15 protein-coding genes and 1 pseudogene are annotated in these 21,780 nt (G+C 28.1%); 5 read left to right on the top strand and 11 right to left on the bottom strand.

Going from position 1 to position 21,780, the window contains the following annotated elements; all coding sequences use genetic code 11:
• Nucleotides 1-882, top strand: coding sequence for a damage-control phosphatase ARMT1 family protein (locus HNP65_RS07105; RefSeq protein WP_184619587.1), 882 nt, complete (start codon nucleotides 1-3; stop codon nucleotides 880-882).
• Here the strand turns inward: HNP65_RS07105 and HNP65_RS07100 are convergent.
• From HNP65_RS07100 to HNP65_RS07055, 10 genes are read right to left on the bottom strand one after another with little or no spacing between them, the layout of a single operon-like run.
• On the bottom strand, nucleotides 851-1,639 hold the full coding sequence (locus HNP65_RS07100) for a type I phosphomannose isomerase catalytic subunit (protein ID WP_184619586.1): 789 nt from the start codon (nucleotides 1,637-1,639) through the stop codon (nucleotides 851-853). The genes HNP65_RS07105 and HNP65_RS07100 overlap by 32 nt on opposite strands.
• Complete coding sequence (locus HNP65_RS07095) at nucleotides 1,636-3,006, bottom strand: flagellar assembly protein A (protein ID WP_184619585.1); 1,371 nt, start codon at nucleotides 3,004-3,006, stop codon at nucleotides 1,636-1,638. Before HNP65_RS07095 ends, HNP65_RS07100 begins: the two co-directional genes overlap by 4 nt.
• A 29-nt stretch (nucleotides 3,007-3,035) precedes the next feature.
• Nucleotides 3,036-4,304, bottom strand: a complete 1,269-nt coding sequence (locus HNP65_RS07090) for an S-layer homology domain-containing protein (protein WP_184619584.1) — start codon at nucleotides 4,302-4,304, stop codon at nucleotides 3,036-3,038.
• A complete protein-coding gene (locus HNP65_RS07085) occupies nucleotides 4,305-5,681 on the bottom strand; it encodes a PEGA domain-containing protein (RefSeq protein ID WP_184619583.1) in 1,377 nt (458 codons plus the stop codon).
• Nucleotides 5,682-5,686: 5 nt separating this feature from the next.
• Nucleotides 5,687-6,109 (bottom strand): MarR family transcriptional regulator, encoded by a 423-nt coding sequence (locus HNP65_RS07080; RefSeq protein ID WP_184619582.1) that lies wholly within the window; start codon nucleotides 6,107-6,109, stop codon nucleotides 5,687-5,689.
• Between the two features lie 4 nt (nucleotides 6,110-6,113).
• Nucleotides 6,114-7,451, bottom strand: a complete 1,338-nt coding sequence (locus HNP65_RS07075) for an aminopeptidase (protein ID WP_184619581.1) — start codon at nucleotides 7,449-7,451, stop codon at nucleotides 6,114-6,116.
• 12 nt (nucleotides 7,452-7,463) lie between these two features.
• The gene (murB, locus tag HNP65_RS07070; protein WP_184619580.1) at nucleotides 7,464-8,357 is read right to left on the bottom strand and encodes a UDP-N-acetylmuramate dehydrogenase; all 894 of its coding nucleotides are present in this window, start codon (nucleotides 8,355-8,357) and stop codon (nucleotides 7,464-7,466) included.
• On the bottom strand, nucleotides 8,347-12,363 hold the full coding sequence (locus HNP65_RS07065; RefSeq protein WP_184619579.1) for a GGDEF domain-containing protein: 4,017 nt from the start codon (nucleotides 12,361-12,363) through the stop codon (nucleotides 8,347-8,349). Before HNP65_RS07065 ends, murB begins: the two co-directional genes overlap by 11 nt.
• Before the next feature lie 26 nt (nucleotides 12,364-12,389).
• Nucleotides 12,390-13,376 (bottom strand): DHH family phosphoesterase, encoded by a 987-nt coding sequence (locus tag HNP65_RS07060; protein ID WP_184619578.1) that lies wholly within the window; start codon nucleotides 13,374-13,376, stop codon nucleotides 12,390-12,392.
• A gap of 1 nt (nucleotide 13,377) precedes the next feature.
• Nucleotides 13,378-14,178, bottom strand: a complete 801-nt coding sequence (locus HNP65_RS07055) for a purine-nucleoside phosphorylase (protein ID WP_184619577.1) — start codon at nucleotides 14,176-14,178, stop codon at nucleotides 13,378-13,380.
• A gap of 58 nt (nucleotides 14,179-14,236) precedes the next feature.
• Here HNP65_RS07055 and rpe point away from each other — a divergent pair, with 58 nt between their 5' ends.
• The 3 genes from rpe (at nucleotide 14,237) to HNP65_RS07040 (ending at nucleotide 17,791) form a co-directional block, all read left to right on the top strand.
• A complete protein-coding gene (rpe, locus tag HNP65_RS07050; RefSeq protein ID WP_184619576.1) occupies nucleotides 14,237-14,878 on the top strand; it encodes a ribulose-phosphate 3-epimerase in 642 nt (213 codons plus the stop codon).
• A gap of 95 nt (nucleotides 14,879-14,973) precedes the next feature.
• On the top strand, nucleotides 14,974-17,358 hold the full coding sequence (locus tag HNP65_RS07045; RefSeq protein ID WP_246348228.1) for a helix-hairpin-helix domain-containing protein: 2,385 nt from the start codon (nucleotides 14,974-14,976) through the stop codon (nucleotides 17,356-17,358).
• On the top strand, nucleotides 17,348-17,791 hold the full coding sequence (locus HNP65_RS07040; RefSeq protein WP_184619574.1) for a hypothetical protein: 444 nt from the start codon (nucleotides 17,348-17,350) through the stop codon (nucleotides 17,789-17,791). The genes HNP65_RS07045 and HNP65_RS07040 overlap by 11 nt, the downstream gene beginning before the upstream one ends.
• Nucleotides 17,792-17,899: 108 nt before the next feature.
• Here the strand turns inward: HNP65_RS07040 and HNP65_RS09985 are convergent.
• Nucleotides 17,900-18,998: pseudogene (locus HNP65_RS09985) on the bottom strand (IS110 family RNA-guided transposase).
• Between the two features lie 280 nt (nucleotides 18,999-19,278).
• On the opposite strand from HNP65_RS09985, the gene HNP65_RS07030 reads away from it, so the two are divergent.
• Nucleotides 19,279-21,324 (top strand): efflux RND transporter permease subunit, encoded by a 2,046-nt coding sequence (locus HNP65_RS07030; protein ID WP_184619573.1) that lies wholly within the window; start codon nucleotides 19,279-19,281, stop codon nucleotides 21,322-21,324.
• The last annotated feature ends 456 nt before the right edge of the window (nucleotides 21,325-21,780 follow it).

Genomic DNA, 21,780 nt, shown 5'->3' with positions numbered 1-21,780 from the left:
ATGAAAGCTATCAGTAAATGCCTTACTTGTCATGTTAACCAGGCTCAGAGAATACTTGACAAATTTGTTATTTCAGAACATGAAAAATGGAATATACTTAAAAAAGTGCTCAATGATTTATCCCAACTAAATTATAATCTAAAACCTATCGATATTGCCGAGGTAATGTATGAAAAGCTTGAAAACTATTTAAACAAAAGTGATCTCTATTCTGAAGAAAAGAAAAAGTCCAACGATGCAGCTTTATCTTTATATAAAGATTTTAAAAGCAGAATCCTTGATTCGAGTGATCCACTATATGAGGCAGCAAAACTTTCGGTTGCTGGCAATTTAATTGATTTTGGAGCTAAAAAAGATTCAACCGAAGAATTATTTAAGCAGGTTATAGAAATATGGAACCAACCATTTTCTATCGATGACTTTGAAGAATTTAAAAAGCTACTTTTTTCATCAAAAAATCTATTATTTATTGCCGATAATGCAGGGGAAGTAGTTTTTGATATGCTCTTTATTGAAATAATTAAAGAAACCCTACAAGATATTGAAATTTTCGTGGCACTCAAAGGAAAACCTATTATAAATGATGCAACAGTTGACGATGGCAAGTACATAGGCATCGAAAAATTTGCAACAATAATTGATACAAAACTTAAAACTGCAGGGGCTTCTTTACCAAAATCTTCTGAAGAATTTAGAAGATTATTCTACGACTCAGATATCATAATAGCAAAAGGTCAAGGAAATTTCGAAGGTCTTTCTGAAGAGTCAAGGAATAATCTATTTTTTGCATTAGTTTCTAAATGCGAAGTTATTTCTGACTTTATAGGCGTTGAAAAAAATTCAAAATTATTTATGAATTCAAAAAGAATTCGCCAAGAGTAACTATTATAGAATCTTTAACAAATCCTTTGGAGCCTTTTGGTATTACAAAGGCTCCAAAATTTTTTTCGATCTTTTTAGGTACATCTACTGCAAATCCATCTACATAACCTTCAGATAATTCTTCCATATTAAAGTATTTACAAGAAATCTTTTCCATCAATAAATCTTCATATTTAGTATTTTTTGCTACCTGTAATGCTTTTTCAATATGTAATTCTCTTGGCCTTCCCCAATCGTAAATTCTATATGTTAAATCCGAAGATTGTTGAACTTCAATTATAGTCGAATTGGGGCCTAATGCATGAACAACTCCAGCAGGAATATAAACAAATGTTCCTTTTTTAACCTTGACTTTTTGAATTACCTTTTCCCAATTTCCGCTTTTTAAAGCTTGAGGAATTAAGGAAGGATCCTCACAAATTGCAATTTCTCCATCCTTCAAAAAATACCATGCTTCACTTTTTCCCCAAGGTTCTCCTTCAACTCTTTGAGCATATTCATCATCAGGATGGACTTGTAAAGAAAGCCACGCATTTGTTGATATTAACTTTATTAACAATGGAAATCTTTTAAATTTTTTTCCACATAACTCCTTTGCTGCTTCATTAATCGTTTTTCCATTAACATCCGTGGTATAAAGTGGATGACCAGAAAGTAGCCAAACTTCACCTATTGGATTACCTTTTATTCCAAATATTTTATTTAAATTTGAATCTCCCCATACCTGCTCTCTAAACTTTGGTTCAATTTTTATCATTCTTTATACCCTCCAACAATAATGTTATCATTCTCAATTCTCAATACTGCCTTAGTTAATGGTTTATTTATATAATACTTAAGTCCTTGCAACATAATTTCAACACCAGGATAAATAACTTTTCGAGCTACAACTTTAGCATCAACTTTAATCTTATTTATCATTTCCTCAATTTCATCCAATCTTTTTTTATTTTTTTCAAGTTGTTCTTTTATATTAAGAAGAGTTGTTGTAGCTTTAACAAACAATTGTTTCTTATCATTAGGTATATCAACTTTCTTCTCTTTTAGTAGTTTATATTGTTTAACTATCTTCATTAATTTCTCAGCATTCTGCTTATCAAGCATTATTTGCGTATGAAGAAGTTTTCTCTCTTCAAGTAAATGTGGTGGAATACCAACTTCAAGATGTGTAGGAATTCCCATTTCCGAGCCAATTTCTTCAGCCTCAATTTTTACTCCTGCTATATATTCTCCCCCAACAATAACTCCTCTTCCATTCTCTGCAATAATACTTTCAGAAACTTTTACATTACAATTATTCAAAAGATCTTTGAAAATTAAATTTTTTGCTTCCAAATTTGCATTTTCGGCAAATCTTACAATCAAATCTTTAGAACATTTTACTATTCCTTTATCTCTTCCTTTAATTCCACTAACAATTATATTACCCTCTAAAGATATTACAGTTGCTGCTTCAATTATTCCTTCAACCTTTATATCTTTCTTTGACCTTACTACAAACCCTGGCTTCACATCACCTGTAATGACCACTTCCCCTGGAAAATCAATATTTCCTATCGAATAATCTACATCCCCTTTTATCTCTAAAACTTCACCTATATCAATAAAGTTTTCATTAAGATTAACTATCAATATTCCATCAACTTTCGAGTATATACTGTTATCCTTTAACTCAACGTTGTTTCCCAACTTTATCTCTACTTTATTTCCAACTTTTCCTGGTATTTTCTCACCAAATACGTTTATTCCATCTTCCCCTTCTGTTGGTTCATAAACTGTTGCAATTTTTTGACCCTTTCTTACTATTATCCTTTTGTGAGTAGGAAATTCTCTAAAATCGATATTCTTTTTATCACTTTCCTTTTCTTTTTCAAAATTTACAAACTCAATGCGACCATCTTCACCATTTTTTGGTTCCTTACCCACAGCAACTTGCAAAGGTACAGAAAATTCAGGATTTTGGCAAATTCTATTTATTACGTTATAATCTATACCATATTTAACCCCTGCTTCATTCAGCGCATCAACTATTTCTTTCGGAGTAACTTTATCATCATCACTTGCTTTTTCGAGTATTATACTTGCACTCATTTTATTTTCTGGAACTTTAACTTTTACTATCATACTATCCCCCTTAATTTCTTTACTTTATATTATTTGGTAATGGTCAATATGAATGAAATTACTGATATTGAAGCTGAAACAATTGAAATAATTAAAATAGTTCTCATATTATTGTTAGTTTCCACTAATTTATCACTCATAATGTCAAGTGCTTTTTTTGAATCTTCTTTATACTTATTCAACTCTTCAACATCATTAGAAATTTTTTCTAAATTATCTAACATAATCTTCTTATTTTCAATATCTGAAATTTTTACATTTAATTCTTCTATCTTTTGATTCAAAAGTTCAATTTTTCCTACATTATTTTCTAGGTATTGTACTCTACTATCAATTTGCTGGTATCTATTCTCTAAAATCGAAAATTTATTTACAACATTTCTGACCGTTAATATATCAATCCCTTCAAGCCTTTTTCTTAAAGAATCTAAATCCATAGAAAATGCATTAAGATCTGTTAAAATTGAATACATTTGATTAACTTTATCTTCCAATTCACTCAAGTTTTCTAATTTATCCAAATCAGAGATTTTTATATTTGACAGCTTAGTATAAAGTTCTTCTATTGAAGAAACTTTATTAGACAGCTGAGCTACTGTAACATTTAGGTTTGTAACATTTGTTGGAATATTAGAAAGTTGTTTTTCAATATCCGAAAATTTAGCAATATTTTTTGCTTGTTCTTCCAAAAAGTTTGTTTTCAAATCCTCAAGTTGATTACTTACAATATTAATCTTCTTTTCAATCTCCGAAATTTTCTCAATATCATTTATTTTTTCCTCAAATTTTTTTGTTTGAGAATTATAAACTTGAGATATCAACGTAATCTGCGCTTTAAGAGAATCAAACTCTTCTTTTTTCACATAATTTTTTTCAATATTTGCAAAAAGTGTTTCCGATGACTGAGTCAAAAATGTATCAAAAGCTTCAATCTTTTGCGTTAATTCTTCTTGCTTTGTTTCAAGATTTACCAGCCTTTTATCAATCCCACTAACTAAACCTTTTGTAATTTTTATTTCGTCACTAATGCTAGCAAGAGATTTTTCAATGTCTGAAATCTTTGAAAGGTTATATTTTTGAATTACAGTATATAAAACTTTTGCAATATCTAATCTAGTTATTAAAAGTGACGGTTTAAAATTACCATTTACATCTAAGTCCATAATTTGGTTTTCAACCAAAAATTTTACTGCTGAATATTCAGGAACAATAGGAGAAAGATCCGTTATAACTGTTTCAACAGCAAATATAATCATCATTGAAAACATTATTAGAAAAATACTTAGCACTTTTCTCATCTAATCCCCTCCATATATTTCATTTAAAATTCCTTGTTTTATTTCAACATTTTTTTCATATATTGTAATTCCATTTTTCAAAAATTCTATCCTATATTCACCTTCAGGGAGTGATAATAAGTATATTGGAGTTCTACCTATAAATTTTCCATTAATTTTTACCTCAAAAGCCTGCTTTGAGTAAATATTTACACCACAACTTTTAGGATCATCCAATATTTTATTTTCTTTTACAATAATCGATTCTTCTTTCCCATTAGAGACTACTTTCACAGTATCATCGTAATTTACATTTAATATCACCGGAGAATTATATCTTACACCTTTATACTCAATATATCCATCTTTAGTAAATATTACGCTAAAACTTTTTGGAATTTCTTCAATTGAACCATCAGTAAAACCAAACCATTCTTTATTCTTACCAACTACTTTTGTAAAATATAATCTTTTGGGAACTAGGTTATCCTTTGAAATATAACCATCAAAAAAAACAGTTAATGAATTATTCACTGAGGAAATTAAATTTTTACTTAAATTATACATAAACGTATTACTTGAAGTTGTCACGTTAATTTTTTCCTTTAATGTCTTAAACCCATCACTTTCAATGATTATCTCGTATGATCCAGGAATAACCTTAAAAATTGCAGGAGAAGTCTTTGAAATATTATTCAAAATTACATTTGCATTCTCAGGATAACCATAAACATACAAATTCACATAAACCGTTTCATCGACATTATACTCATATTCTTCAACTGCCGGAACTTCTATTTCTTGAACAGTTTTAATATAATCTTTTCCATATAATTTTAGTACATGTTTTCCAGGAAGTACTTCAACTGTAGTAGGCAATTTTATATATTTTCCATCAATAGTTGCTTCAATTACATCGTTAGATATCAATTTTAATTTTACATTTTTAGTCAAAGTTACATGAATCTTTTTTATTTGGGATGGTAAAAGTACTATTTTAAACTTTTTTGAAATATAACCGTCTTTTTCAAACGTCAAAAAAAGTTCTCCAGAACTTACTTCAAACACATCTGGAGAAGTTCCTAAAAAATTACCATTCACAATAACATTTACATTTTCAGGATCAGATGTAACTTCGATATATGAAGGAAGAGAAAGCTTTACCTTCAACACTGTATCAGTTGAGACTAATGTTTCATAAGGCGCATAACCAGGTTTTACTATTTTCAAAGTACCTGGATAATCAAGATTTTCAAGTTCTAAAACACCATCTAATGGTACAACATCTATCAATACTCCATTCCAATACACCATTGCACTAGGCTCAGTTATAATAGTTAATTTTGCAAATAAAAACATTGAAATAAACAACATTACAAAAACCGTAAATTTTTTCATACTTATCACCTATATTTCTTTAGTGATTCATTAAATAAGCTTAAGAGTTCTTTTAATTTTTCTTTAGATGATTCATCAAAATCTTTTAAAGATTCTTCAACAAACTCTATCCTCTTTAATATTACTTTATCAATTACTTTTTCTCCTTTTTTTGTTAACTTTACAGTAATTACTCTTTTATCTTTTTCCCTTCTTTTCCTCTCAACAAATCCATCAATTTCAAGTCTACTCACAAGACCTGTTGTTGTACTTTTTGCAATTCCAAGAATTTTACTCAAATCGGTCATTGTCTGTTCACCATTAAAATATAATTTTTGCATTAAATCAAACTGAGCAGGCGTAATTGGGAATTCTTTTAAAACTTCTCTTCCTTTTACCTTTACTCTAAAGCATATTTCTCTTAAAAGATTTTCAATGCTTGTGGACACAATATCACCTCTTTGAGATTAACTCTTTATATGCTAAATATGTTTCATACAAGTCAACCTTTGAGACTAATTCGTATGGAGAATGCATACTCAAAAGACCAGGTCCCATATCAATAACATTAAATCCTTCTTCAGCTAAAAATTTTGCGACTGTTCCGCCACCACCAATTCCAATCTTTCCAAGAGTTCCAACTTGCCATTTTATATCCGCAGAATTTAAAACTTTTCTTACATGAGCAACAACTTCAGCATGTGCTTCACTAGCACCTGCTTTTCCTCTAGAACCAGTATATTTTACAAGTACAATTCCTTCACCGACTTTTGCAGCATTATATTTATCATGAACATCTTTATAAGTTGGATTTATTAACGATCCAACATCAGCAGATACTACAAAAGAATTTTCTATCAATTCGTCTAACGATGCTTCTGTATCATTAGAACCATTGATTTTTAAAATTTTCCTAAAAAATTTCTTATAAAATCTAGCTTTTGCACCTGCATTTCCTTCACTTCCAATTTCTTCCCTATCAAATAATATAACAGCAGCTGATTTTTCCAAATTTTCTGCATCTATTAATGCCCTAATTGCTTGATAAGCACAAATTCTATCATCATGACCATAAGCTGCTATCAAGCTTTTATCAAACCCAACTTCCCTTGATTTAAATGCAGGGACTAGCTCAATATCAGCACTCACAAAATCTTCTTCTTCAATGTTATACAAGTCTTTCAAAATTTTTAAAACATTCTTTTTTACCGCTTCTTTTTCTTCGCTATCTAATGGGATAGAACCAACTATAAGGTTCATCTTCTCACCTTGAAACTTTTCACTAATCTTTTCATCTTTTCTATCAAGATGTGGCAATAAATCAGCTATTACAAAAACTGGTTCATTTTCTTCAAAACCAATTTTTATATTAACTTTTGTTCCATCATCTTTGTATACAACTCCAACAAGTGCTAAAGGTATATTTAACCATTGATAAAGTTTTACTCCTCCATAATAATGAGTTTTCATAAGTGCAAACCCTTCGTCTTCGTACAAAGGATTAGGTTTCAAGTCAATTCTTGGAGCATCAATGTGAGCAGCAACTATATTGAATCCATCCTCTGGCTTGTTTACAATTCTTGCAGCAACTAACGACTTATTTGCATTCGTATAAAAAACTTTTTCTTCTTTTCCTGTATATCTATCTAATGGTATAAAACCATTTTCAATAAGGAGATTTTCAAAAAAATTAACAGCAAGCCTTTCGCTGACGGCTTCATCAATAAATTTTCTATAATCTTTACTAAATTTTTCAACTTCTTCTAAATTACGTTTTCTCCACAAACTCATCCAAATCCCTCCTCACCAAATTTCTATTTCTGTTTCTAAATTGACTTTATAATTTTCATAAATTTTTTCTTTTATGTATTTGATTAAATTTACAACATCATTATATGTAGCATTATTATAATTAATAATGAATCCTGCATGTTTTTCCGAAACTTTTGCACCGCCAATCTTAAAACCTTTCAAACCAGCTTTTTCAATTGCACTACCAACATAAAAATCTTTTCTAGGTCTTTTAAAAACACTTCCCGCACTTGGGAATTCTAATGGTTGCTTTTCAACCCTTTTTAAAATTATCTCACGCATTTTCTCCAATATTACATCAGGTTCATCATTAAACTTTTTAAAAACTACTCTTAAAATAATTAAATCTTTTTCTTCTTTAAATAAACTATTCCTATAAGAAAAATTTAATTCATTAACATTAAAACGAACTATTTTATTACCATCATATGCTTCTACATATAATACCAAATCAGCAATCTCACTACCATAAGCACCTGCATTCATATAAACAGCCCCACCAACGCTGCCAGGAATACCATATAAATTCTCAAAACCAGCAATCCCATTTTTTGCAGCTATATTACACAAACTCTTAAGATTTAATCCACTTTCACAAATAATTTTATCTTCTAAAATTTCAATTTTATTTAATCTATTTGTTGATAATATAAAAAAATCCATTTTTGAATCTTTAGGTAAAACATTAGTTCCATTTCCTAAAACTTTAACTTCTCTAATGTCCTTTAAAAATGAAAAAGTTTTAATAAATATTTCAATGGAAGGTGAAACAACAAAAGCACTTACAGAGCCTCCAATTCGAAAACTCACATGGCATTTCATTGGTTCATCAATATAAACATCATTACCAAATTTTAAAACTTCTTCAATAATCTTATCTCTCATTAAACACTACCACCTTATTCCTTCCAGTTTCTTTAGCTCTATACAATGCATCATCAGCATAATGTATTAATTCGTCAGAGCTGTTAACCTTAGTTTCTGGATAACTTGCTATACCAAAACTCATTGTTACTTTAAAAGGAAATTCATCTAACTTTTCTATTTTTTTTCTTATCCTTTCAGCAATCTCATATGCTTGTTTTGAAGAAGAATAAGGCAAAAATATTATAAATTCTTCTCCTCCATATCTTCCAATAACATCTGTCAGTCTTACGTTTTTTCTCAAAATTTGAGCAATTTTTTTCAAAACTTTATCACCTATCAAATGACCATACGTGTCATTTATCTTTTTAAAATGATCTAAGTCACACATAACAACTGAAAGTTTTTCATTAAATTTACTTGCTCTTCTAAACATCTGTGATAATTTTTCAATAAAATAATATCTTGTATATAATTTTGTAAGAGGATCAAGAAAACTTCTTAACTTTAAAATTGAAGATTTTAATGAAGTTACAAAACCGTATTCAATAATTTCAAGAAAATCTAAAATGTTATATAAATTTTCCTGTGTAACAGACAATAATGGATTTGAGACATAAATTTCATAATGTAAGTATTTATCAACTTTATCTGAAATTTTTATTTTTAAAGGATCTGAGAAAATCCCATCTTCTTTTAAGATATCATCTGTATTTGAAAATTTGTATTTCTTCTCAATTTGTCTATCCTCAACAAAAATATAAACATCAGTAACTGGTAAGTATTGAACTATTTTCCCTGCAAAATAGTTTAATAAACTTTGCGGATCCTCAATTTCCTCAATTGCTTTTAATTCTTCTAAAAGATTAATTGAAAGGTTTGCTTTTTCAAAGTAACTCTTCAAACTCTTAGAAATATTTTCGGAATCTATAAATTTAGAAATATTTAAAGATTTTTCAAAAAATGGCTTCAAAAAATCATTTCTCTTTTCAATCATTTTTAAGTAATTTGTAAATCCCATTTCTTTGTATAAAGAGTAAACCTTTGACATATATATTTGATGTTTATAACTCTTACCAATTACCTTATAATATTTTGCATATCCTTCATACAATAATGCAAGAGACAGTTTTAAACCTTGACTTGAATATTCTCTTTCCAAAAAATTTAGCTGTTCTAAAAAACCATCTGGATCAACTTTGGTAATTTTGTCACCTAATAGCGCATAAATTTCCTCACGCCACAGAAAAATCTCAGAATCTCTATATTCTTTCCAAACCCTTTCAAATTCATCCAAACTTTCTGCAAAAGCAAGCTTTAAAAAGTAATCAAATCCATATTGTCTAAAAATGCTCCCATCTTTAACATTTCTATACAATTTCTTTGCTTCCGAAAATCTTTCAGAAAATAAATAAAGCATTATTAAAGCTCTAAGAAATGTTCCTCTTATGCTAACATTATCAATTATCTTTTTAAAACTTTGAAGATCATTATATCCTTCTTCAAATTCTCTATTATAAATGTGGAACAAAACTTCAAGGCTATATGTTGAAGCAAGCTCTGGTTTTAAATTCTTAAGTTTGGCTATTTTTCTAATTTTATTTAATTCTATAAAAAATTTATCAATTTGTCCCATATATAACATTATTCTTATTTTATCCAACATCGACAAGATAGCAATGTTTGAAAGCCCTGCTTTTTCCGCATATTGAATTGATTTATCTAATAAATTATTTGATATTATCATATTTGATATGTTAGACGATAGATCTTTATAAACAATCGAAAGAAGATGATATATTCTATTCTTTTTTGCTATATTTTTTGCCCTTTCAAAATAAAAATCAGATAATATTCTATTTCTTTGTAAATAGAAATTACCAAGTAAACGTAAAGCTCCTATTTTCAAGCTGCAAACAAATGTAGTAGTACATGGAATATCACAAATTTTCTGCAATACTCCTAAATTTATTTTCTCATATTCTTCAAGTGTATATAAAGTTTGATAATATACCAACTTTCTCCTATAACTTCCTATAACTCCAAATCCATTTAATCTTTCCTCGTCTTCTTCAAAGTACTTTTTTAAAATATCATATTGTAAATTTATTTGCATTTTTAAAATTTTTAAAAATTCAAAAATCTTCTTATCAGGTATTTCAAAATCTACTTCTTTAAACGTTCTTTGATAAACTTCAAGTTTAAACCTAAGTAAAGTGTATAAAATTTTATTTTCAGGTATCAGTTTTTCTGTTTCATCTATAAGAAATAATAATAAATTAGGCGAATAATATTCCTCTAATCCTCTTCTGATCGACTTTATATAATATATGACAGCTTTATTTTCTTGATTTAACATTTTGTAATGCCAAGCAATTTTTTGATAAACACCAAAAAACGTCATTTTTGAATAATTTTCAATTAACTTTTTATGTAAATATTCCTTGTTTTCTATTTTCTCATAAAATTTTTCCCAATACTGTCTTAATGTAAATCTCCAGACATTATACTCTCTATATAAAAACCCCTTGCTCTCAAGTAATTTAACCAAATCTTGAAAAGAAATATCACATACGTTTTCAAGCAATTCTAACTCTTCATTTGTAAATTTTTGACCTAAAATTGCAATATTTTTAGCTTTAGAAAATAGATCTCTATCTAAATTTTTGATAATATCATACACTTGTTCAATGTTAGTATGCGATAATCTATCAAAATCGCATTCCCAAACTTTCTTTTCTATATTTTTTACCAATATCTTTTTCTCTACAAGCAATTTTAGCACTTCAACCAATATACCTGGATATCCAGAACTAATCTTAAACAAAAAATCAGTTAGAATATCTATACCATTTATTTTAACAAACGATTTTTCAAGAATTTTTTTTATATCATCTTTCGAAAATCTATCTACATTAATAATAAATTCAAATTCATCAAATACCTCAGTAGAAAACGCTATAATTTGATGTTTATTAACAAAATTAAGTGATATAAGTTCTTTCAAAAACGCTTTAAAATTATCAAATTTTTCATGATAATCATCAACTAAAATAAACAAATCTCCTATACTATCAATAACTTCTCCAACAAGAGGAACAATAACATCTATTTTTCCACCATTTTTTATCACGTAAAAAAGCTCTTCAAGAACCTCATCAGCTACTTTCCCTGCAGCAACTTGTAGTAATTGATTAACCAATTGAGTAATACTAGTCGGCCTTAAAACTATCTTTCCTTCCATTTGAAGTCTATCTTGTAGCATATTTAAAAGTGTGGTTTTTCCTAATCTTTGATCTCCAACAACTCCAATAAATTTATAACTCTTTTTATTTACTAACTCCAGTATTTTATACAACTCAGGCCTTTCAATTATTGGTATAACAAATTCGTCATTTACAAAACTCTGGTAGAGAGATGGTGCAACAAAATGTATTGTTCTCTCATTTAATTCTTCTTTTACCATATTTGGAATAATTGAACTAAAAAATTCGTTTTCCAAATCTAAACCTTCTAGAGCTTTACCAAACACATACACTACTGATCTATCATTAAATTTAAACTCTTTTTCAAACTCTGGTGCTATAAATGTTCTAGGGTTTTTTGGGGGAACAATATTTTTACTCAACCAAACAGGAGGCTGAATAATAACATCATTTTCGTTCAATAATATGTCATCATATGAAAAAACTGGAAATGAAAGATTTGGAATATGAAAAACTTGTTGAGCAATATTCAACATTTTGTAAGCAATTAGCTCTTTTGAATCTATAGAAAGTTTCTCAATATTTACTTCATTTTCTCCATAATATGGAAATACTACTGTATAAAAATCTTCTTCTACAAAAAATCTCTCAGGTTTTAAAAACTCATCCACATAAGAAATTAAATTCAAAAATATTGAAAAATCTCTAAAATTACTAACTATTTCCTTACTTATCTTCTTAATCCTTTTTAATTTACCATCTTCTTCAATTAAAAACTCGTCTCCGTTATAAGTTTTTCTAAAAAACTTTACTATTTTCATATGTTCCCCCCTAGGATTTCATAAACTCATGGTTTTTGATTTTTAATTTCAGATATAGTCAGTTCAACAACCTCATTCACTATATCCTCTATTTTTCCTTTAACTGAAGCTCCAGCAGCCCTAGGATGACCCCCTCCACCAATTAACAGCGCAACTTTACCTACATCAAACCATTCTTTCGACCTAAAACTGATATGGACTTCACCTTCAGTATACTCATAAAAAAATATTGCAACTTCAACACCTTTTATTGAACGTATCTCGCTTACAAATCCTCCACTATCTTCATCTGTACAATTTAACTCTTCATAATCTTCTTTACTTAAATAAGAATAAGCTAAAAGCCCTTCAGATTCTATTTTAAGTTTTTCTATCATTCTTGATAAAAGCTTAAATTGTTCTAACCTTTTATTTTCTAAAATCATTCTAGCAATCACATCTGGCTTTGCACCAAGAGAAATTAAAGCTGCCGCATCCTTAAAAACTCTTTCATCAGCATTAGAATACCTGAAAAAGCCAGTATCTGTCTCAATTCCAAGTAAATTTATCAAAGCAAGTCTTTCATCATAGTCTACTTCTAATTCTCTGTTTATTCTTAATATCATTTGAGCTGTAGCACCAAACGTTGGATCTACCCAATTAATATTTCCAAACAATGTATTAGTTGCATGATGATCTATTACTAAAACATTATAATCATTCAAATATTGTGAAAAACGCCCAACTCTGTCTGGACTTGACGCATCTACTATAGCAATAATATCCGGTGCAAAATTTTTTATATCTACTTCTTCAAAAGATCTTATAAGTGAAACTTCATCTATTTCACTAAGGTAAGATGGTATTTTCCAATCAATAGCTGGAATAACTTCTTTACCAAGCTTTTTCAAACCAAGCGTTAAAGATAATACTGAACTTATATCATCACCATCAGGCATAATATGACCTAAAACCAAAACTTTATTAGCTTGTTTCAAATTTGCAACTATATTTAAAAAATTATTTGCTACCAAATTAGAGCACCTCCAGAGTTTTTAAAATAATCTTTGAAAATGTATCTTTAACCCTATTTGCAACTTCAACAACCTCTTTATGAGATAAAGGTACATCCAAAATTCCAGCAGCCATATTAGTTACACATGAAAAAGACAATGTTTTAATACCACAATGCTTTGCAGCAATAATTTCAGGAACAGTTGACATCCCAACTAAATCCGCACCTAATCTTTTAAATGCTCTAATTTCGGCAGGAGTTTCATAGCTTGGACCTAAAACTGCCATATAGACACCTTCTTTTAAGTTAGGAAACTCTTTCTTGACCTTTTCATACCATTCAAAATCAACTACACTGGACATATCAGGAAATCTCGGTCCAAAATATTCATTATTTGGACCTCTTAAAGGATTTCTAAATTGAAAATTGATTATATCTTTTATTAATACAACATCTCCAGGCTCAAAATCTCTATTTATTCCACCTGCCGCATTAGTAATAAGTAATTTCTTAACACCCAATTCTCTTAATGTATAAATTACAAACTTTATTGTTTCAGGATTCCAACCTTCGTATAAATGAAATCTTCCTTTTAAAACTACAACATTTTTACCTGACAAATTACCAAATACTAATTTTCCTTCATGACCAGGAACGGTAGAATACGGGAAATTAGGGATGTCCTTATACGATATTTCTGAGGAATTTTCAATTTTATCAGCTAAAAATCCCAATCCTGAACCTAATATTAATCCAATATCAGGTAAAATTCTTATTTGATTTTTTATAAATTCAACAGTTTCTTTTATTTTTTCATTCAATTTTTGCACCTCCTTTGTTATAATAATTATAGCATAAAATTTTTGAGGAGGAAAAAGCATGGTTAAGTTAAGTGGGTCAATACTTGCTGCAAACTTATCAAATCTTGAAAGTGAAATTAAAAGAATTGAAAAATTCATTGACGAAATTCACTTTGACACTATGGATGGACATTTTGTTCCCAACTTAACATTTGGCTATCCCTTAATAGAAGCTGTTAAAAACTGCACCAATCTACCTATAGATGTTCATCTTATGGTAACAAACCCTGAATTTCATGTTGAGAAACTAAAAGAGTATGATATTCAAAGAATTACTGTTCATTTAGAAACTACATATCATATACACAGATTGATATCAAGAATTAAAGAATACGGTTTTGAAGCATTTGTTGCATTAAACCCCGGTACACCTTTATACTTGATTGAAGAAATTATACCTTTTTTAGACGGTGTGCTAGTAATGAGTGTAAACCCAGGATTTTCAGGTCAAAAATTTATTGCAAAGTCAATTGAAAAAATAAAAACACTAAAAAATTGGAAAGAAAAATATGGCTTAAACTTTTCAATTGCAGTTGACGGTGGGATTAATGAAACCAATGCTGATGTTGTTTCTTCAGCTGGTGCAGACATACTTGTAATGGGATATGGTATTTTTAAAAATAACAATTTAGAGCAGTTTAGTAAACTTTTGAAAAAATGATCACTGCAATAGTTAGTCCATATTCATTTTCAGGATCAATTTTAAAAATTGAAGACACAGTTAAATATGCGAGTATTAATGGAGCAAAATGCTTAATGCTTTGCGATACTAATTTTCATGCTACTATTAAATTTATTGAAATATGTAAAAGCTATGGTATAAAACCTATTATTTCATTTAAGCATAATAATAAAGTATTTTATGCAAAAAATACATATGAATTATACGAGCTGTTTGAAGCATATAACAAAAATGATTTTTCAAAAATAAACCTAAATTACATCCCTTTAGATGACATATATTTTGCTTATTATCTTCCAGGTCAAAGGTATTTATACGAGATTTTTTCAAAATTTTTAGGTTGTAATCCTGTAGAAAAAGGAGTTTTAAAAAAGATTTACTGTAACCTACAAGTATCAGATTACAACATAAAATCAGATCAAGTACTTCCGAAGGCAAACAAAAACTTTCTTGAATTTAGAAATGTTAAGAATCCCATCTACAAAAAAAGAATAGAAAAAGAAGTCTCAATAATAAAAGAAAAAAATTTTGTTGATTACTTTTATACAGTTTATAAAATTATTAATATAGCGAAAAAGAATAATATAAAAATTGGACCTGGACGTGGAAGTGCCGTTGGTTCATTAGTTTCATATTTTCTTAGAATAACAAGCATAGATCCCATTAAATATGATCTACTGTTTGAAAGGTTTTTAAATAAAGGTAGGAATGAACCACCTGATATTGATTTAGATGTGGAAGATACAAAAAGAAAGTTATTAATTGAAAAGATTAGGGAAGAATTTAAATATGTATATTACATTACAACATTTTCAAGTATTGGAGAAAAAACTTTAAAAAAAATTGCGTATGAGAATAAAATTTCATCGGACAAAATCAAATATCTTTTAAACCTTCCAATACATAAAAGTGTTCATGCTGCTGGAATAATCATCTCCAAAGAAAAGATTAATGCTCCTATAAAAGAACAAACAATAGAATGGGATATGGAATCACTTAATAAAATTGGATATATTAAATTTGATCTACTTGGTTTGAAAACTCTTACTATTTTATCAGAACTTGAGAAAAAATTTGGAGCTCCAAGGTTAAATGATCAAAAAACGTTCCATTTAATCTCAAAAGGTTTTACGAACGGTATATTCCAACTTGATAGCAATATAGGAAAAAAGGTTATTAGAACCATAAAACCTAGAAATATAAAAGAATTGTCTATAGCTTTGTCTTTAAATAGACCTGGTCCTTTAAAGGCTGGAATAGATAAAAAATATGCCAATTCAAAAATTGAAAATAGCTCACAGAAATTAGATGTTCTCAAAGATACTAATGGTGTACTAATATTCCAAGAACAAATAATGAAAATAGCTACTGATTATGCAGATTTTTCAGAAGAAGAAGCAGATGTTTTTAGAAAGGCGGTTTCCAAAAAAGACAAGCAAATTATGAAACCTCTCTTAAAAAAATTAAAAGAGGGACTGTTGAAAAAGCTTAATCCAAATACTGTAAATGAATTGATAGAGACTATAATAGAATTTTCAGAATATGCTTTTAACAAATCTCATGCAATTGCTTATGCTCATATAACATACTATCTATCATATTTTAAAACTCATTTTCCAAAACAGTTTTACAAAACAATTTTAAAATATGATTCTTCAAAATCTGAAAAATTGATTTTAGAACTTCATTCAAGGGGATTTAAAGTTATTCCACCAAACCTTACTCAAAACGAATTAGAAAATTTAGAAAATAATATTTTCGAAATTCCTATAACCTTAATTTCTGGAATTAATGAAAAAACTGGGTTGCAAATCATCAAAAACAAACCTTACGATTCATTACAAAATTTCTTGCACAAAAATTCGAACATCAATTATTCAGTTATAGAGTCGCTTATAAAAATTGGAAGCTTTGATTACCTATCAGATAGCAGACGAGCACTTCTTGTTCAGTTAAAAGAATTAAGAACCGGAATTAATACAAAAATGTTAGAAATATCTAGTTCACTCTTTGGGAAAAAGTTTTCCAACGAATACAAAACAGAAAAAAGATGGGAACGATGCGACATGGAATATACAACTGTAGGATTTTGTATTTCAAAACCTGTAGAAAAGTTCGAAAACAAATTGTCTCCTCTTTCTTTAGCATTATCTCGAAATCAAAAAATCGCATCCCATGTTTCAGTAATTGGCGGATATGCAACAGATGGAATTTCTACTATAAAATTAAACGTACCTGATGGTGAATATACGATTATACCCGAGAAAGATTTTTTAATCTTTCAAGGTCGAAGAAAAATTTTGTACGAAATTGAAAAACTAAATTCTAAAGAAGATATTGAAAAGGGCAATGAATTTGAATATGTTTCACTTAAAGAAAAAAGAATAAAAATAAAAAATGCAAGACCTGTTTTAGATGAATATATAATCTTCGTAGAAGGTGAAAAAAATGTTTATTAACGAAAAAATTTGTAAAAAATGTGGTGGTAAATGTTGTAAAAGTTATCCAGGAATTGCCCTCCCTAAAGATTTTGGAAATAACAAAGAAGAAATATTTCAAAAACTCACCCAAGCCCTAAAGTCTGGAAAATGGGCAATTGATTGGAATGACAGAAAAAAAGAAGAATATTTTGTAAGGCCTGCAGTTAAAGGAAAAGAAAACTTGATCTTTGATCATTCAATTTCTGGCGAATGCGTTTTTTTAACAAAAACAGGTTGTAAACTTAAATATAATGAACGACCAAGTGGCTGTCTTCTTTTAGAACCAAAATCTAATGAAAAATGTAAACAACATCTTTCAAAAAGACAGGCCATAGAAGAATGGAGTAAATATAAAGACATTATAATTGAGGCTGTAATAAATGCTGAAGAAATTGAGATTTCCGGTAAGTAGTCAAGTAAGAAATAGAGAGAAAAACAAAAATATTTAGTCATATAATATGGCTTTTGAGAATTAAATATTCTTATTTGTAAATAACATTCTTTCTTAAACTATTTACATCTATCTATTAGGTACATAAGGTACGTTGTTTTTGAGTAAGTAATACACCAAATTTACCAGCTTTCTTGCACTTAAAATAAGAGCTCTCATATGTTTGTGTGTAGTTGTTTGAACATATTTTCTTCGATAATAGTCTTTGAAAATTGGATCATATATTCTTAGTGAATTTGCTGCCCAAGGTATGTTCTAAGGTACTTATTTGCTTTTTTGGTTAGTTGAGTATTCTCTGATTTGTAGTTACCACTTTGTTTAATGTTCCATACAAGGCCGGCATACGAAGCTAAAGCTGAAGCATTTCTAAAACGATTGATATCACCTATTTCAGCAATTATACCAGCAGCAGTGATATCACCTATTCCTTTGACTGTAGTTAGAGTATTTGGAATTCTTTTAATTAATTTACTTATTTCTTTTTTTACTAAATTGATTTGCTTTTCATAATGTTGGATTAATTCGATAGTGGATACAATAGAAAGCCTTAAAGTATTAGAAGGATTAGGAGATAACCTCAAGGCATTTTTGGCAAGAGATTGAATCTTTTCAGCCAAATCTTTAGAAGAAACAATGTGTCTAGAAACTTTGGTTATATACTCAAATAATTCTTCAAGAGGCATAGTAGCAATTTCTTCAACTGTAAAATCTTTAAGCAATGATTCATATGTTTTGTTCAATTTAAAATCAAGTTTTGGGAAGTACAAAGAACCATATGAATAAAGTCTGAGTTTTAGTCTGGCAATATCTTCGTTAAGTTTTAAATAAAGTCTTGTAAGATTACGTAGCTCACTAATGATATATGAGTTATTAACAAAAGGGACTAAAGAATCAGGGAATTTAGAAGCAATATCAAAAATGAGTTTAGCATCAATTTTGTCAGTTTTAACCCAAAAGACAGGGATATGATTTTGAAAGAAATAATTTGCAACATCAAAAGAATAAACACCGTGGATTCAAGAACAAGAATAAAGTCAGAAGAAGCCTCAGGCCCTTTGTTAAACAAGTCAAAAATGCCTTGAGGAGAGTTATCAACAAAACCTTTGCCAATAAAGTTAGAGTAAAAAGACAGAGAGCTCTTTGAAACATCAATAGCTAAAATAGCCATAGAAATCACCTCGGTATTGAGTACACATTTTACAACCTCGCGGTATATAAGAATACGAGGAAAAACATTTTCCGGCAAGTAAAAAGATGCACTCTAGTTAGGCAATCTTATTTAAGAGACCTAAGTCTCAAGGAGGAGAAACCTAAAACTATTTTACCAGAGGTGTATGATAATAAACAAAATAGTTAAAATTAACTATTTGAAATTACATAACACTATTTACTTTTCAATGACCAATTTATACTTTTTACTAAACTTATTATACGAGGAGGGATTTAATATGAAAAAATTTATAATTTTTTTAGCATTTTTTATTATATCTCTTGTAATAATTTTTATAAAAGGTTCAATATACACTGGCCCTGATGTATTTTTACCGGGATTTAAGTATGGAAAATCATTAAATGAAATTGACAATGAAAGTGTTAAAAATTTTGCAAAGCTCTCAAAAGACTTTAACGATGGCAATTCACTATTTGTCATTATTTATTCGGATAATGGCTTCTTCAATAAAGAAAATACAAAAAAACTTTTAAATCTAACGAGTGAGTTATTAAATGAACCTTACATATCTACAATTATATCTCCTGCAAATTTTCCAAAAATTGTTGGTTTTTCTATAACAACCTACATAAAAGATAATGTTCTACAAAAAGAAATTTTAACTGATAAAAACGCAGGTAATTTAATCAGTAAAGATGGAAAATATTCAATTATAAATTTGACATTTAAACAAAATATAGATGCGAGAAAATACATCACTAAAATTGAAAACCATATAAAAAAATTCTTTGAAAATTATTATCTTTTTGGTGAGCCAGTAATTGATAGTGAGCTTTTTAAAGAATTGTTAAAGCAAATGTATATTTATCCAGTTATCATGTTATTACTAATATTGTTCTTTTTCTATTTTCAAACAAAATCACTTAAAGTTGCTTTTTTTTCAGTCTTTGCCCCCATAATTTCTTCTATTTTTACAGTTTCCATTATATTTTTATTTAATAGACCATTAAACACATTAACAGTTATGATATTTTCATTTTTATTAATTATTGGTTCAGGATATGGTCTTCATTACTATAATGCGTACTTTAGAATCAAAGATTTTGAAAAAACTAAAAAACATATTCAAATTCCTATTATATTTTCAATGCTAACAACTGTTGCAGGATTTTTATCATTTTTATTTGTAAATATAGAATCATTTAAGGAGCTAGGATTATTAGTATCTATAGGTCTTATAATAAACGTTTTATTAATATTCAGTTTTAGTAAAGAAATTTTTAAAAATACAAACCCAAAAAAAAGGCCAATAAATTTTGGTATAAAGTATTTTGGCGACAAAATTTCTTTTACCTTACTAATTATTTTTATAGTAATTGCAATCATATCACCATTATTAATTAAAAATATTTCAATAAAATCAGATATGATTTCTTATTTCTCAAAAGATTCAAAAATTGGAAAAGCCTATAATATAATGGAGCAATTTTTTAATTTTAGAGAACCCATATTTTTAGTTTTAGAAAAAAACTCACCATTTATTGCAAGCGACAATAAAAAAATTAAAAATATTTTAGAAACTTTAGAAAATACTGAATATGTCTCTAATACAAATTTTCCAATTGATATTCCAATACCAATTCTTTACAGTTTTTCAAAAAATAATCCATTGTTAAAGTATTACATATCTTCAAATTCAAAAATTAGAATTATAATTAACTTAACAAAAAAAGGATATGAAAATATAGATGAAATTTTAAATATACTAAAGGAAATAACACCTTACAAATATTACGTTGCTGGTTCTGCACTAATTTGGAATGATATAAATAAAAATATATTAAATGCACAAATTAAGTCAATCATTTTTGCAGGAATATTAATATTTGCTATGGTATTTATAATTTTTAAATCAATTAGAATCACATTAAGTGTAATAATTCCAATAGGATTTACATCACTATTTAATTTCATATTTATGACTATTTTTAAAATCAATCTTGATGTTTCAACATCAATAACATCGAGTATACTAATGGGACTTGTCATTGACTATTCCATTCATCTTGCAAATGATGAAAAAAATACAAAATCTCCAGAAAAATCTGTAATAAACGTAGGACCACCAATACTTGCAAATGGTATAGGTCTCATACTTGGTTTCTCCGTTTTATTATTCTCCTCTTTAAAGTTATTTAAATCAATTTCATTATTAATAATTTTCGGAATTTTAATAGGATTAAGTTTTACTCTTATTATTCAACCTTATATACTTAAGAAATTTACTCTAATTAACAATCCTTACAGAGGTTTCAAAAAATAAAATTCAAACTTTTTATGACAATTTATAAAATATAATAATATAAAAATTAGAGCAAGAAAAAAACAAAAGTTAATAACTACAGATAAAATATTAATATATTCAAACCTTTTTAAAGTTAGAACTAATGAAAGGGAATAAAAGTAAGTAAAGATAGTAGAATCAAAAAAAGAAGATGATTATCAGTAATTTCATACAGCATGTTTCAGAATAAAACGAATTAAAAGTAAAAAGTGAAAATTACAAACACAGATTCATTTTAATGAAGACATGTGGTATAAACATTGAAAAATAGAAAAATAAAACCAAATACATCTGAAAAAGAATAAAAAAATGACAAATAGTATCAAGTAAGTTTTAGAAAAAACAAAAAACCTCTCCGCAGATGGAGAGGTTCAAGTAAGAAGTATTAACATAACAAACCCCGGGCACTACCTACTCTCGCAAGGGGCGAACCCC

It is taken from the genome of Thermosipho japonicus (assembly GCF_014201655.1).
Lineage (GTDB): Bacteria > Thermotogota > Thermotogae > Thermotogales > Fervidobacteriaceae > Thermosipho > Thermosipho japonicus.
This window is presented reverse-complemented; position numbering and strand designations above follow the sequence as displayed.

Coding starts and splice junctions, on each gene's coding strand:
- HNP65_RS07105 (WP_184619587.1), top strand. CDS start 1: ATGAAAGCTATCAGTAAATGCCTTACTTGTCATGTTAACCAGGCTCAG.
- HNP65_RS07100 (WP_184619586.1), bottom strand. CDS start 1,639: ATGATAAAAATTGAACCAAAGTTTAGAGAGCAGGTATGGGGAGATTCA.
- HNP65_RS07095 (WP_184619585.1), bottom strand. CDS start 3,006: ATGATAGTAAAAGTTAAAGTTCCAGAAAATAAAATGAGTGCAAGTATA.
- HNP65_RS07090 (WP_184619584.1), bottom strand. CDS start 4,304: ATGAGAAAAGTGCTAAGTATTTTTCTAATAATGTTTTCAATGATGATT.
- HNP65_RS07085 (WP_184619583.1), bottom strand. CDS start 5,681: ATGAAAAAATTTACGGTTTTTGTAATGTTGTTTATTTCAATGTTTTTA.
- HNP65_RS07075 (WP_184619581.1), bottom strand. CDS start 7,451: ATGAGTTTGTGGAGAAAACGTAATTTAGAAGAAGTTGAAAAATTTAGT.
- murB (WP_184619580.1), bottom strand. CDS start 8,357: ATGAGAGATAAGATTATTGAAGAAGTTTTAAAATTTGGTAATGATGTT.
- HNP65_RS07065 (WP_184619579.1), bottom strand. CDS start 12,363: ATGAAAATAGTAAAGTTTTTTAGAAAAACTTATAACGGAGACGAGTTT.
- rpe (WP_184619576.1), top strand. CDS start 14,237: ATGGTTAAGTTAAGTGGGTCAATACTTGCTGCAAACTTATCAAATCTT.
- HNP65_RS07045 (WP_246348228.1), top strand. CDS start 14,974: ATGCTTTGCGATACTAATTTTCATGCTACTATTAAATTTATTGAAATA.
- HNP65_RS07040 (WP_184619574.1), top strand. CDS start 17,348: ATGTTTATTAACGAAAAAATTTGTAAAAAATGTGGTGGTAAATGTTGT.
- HNP65_RS07030 (WP_184619573.1), top strand. CDS start 19,279: ATGAAAAAATTTATAATTTTTTTAGCATTTTTTATTATATCTCTTGTA.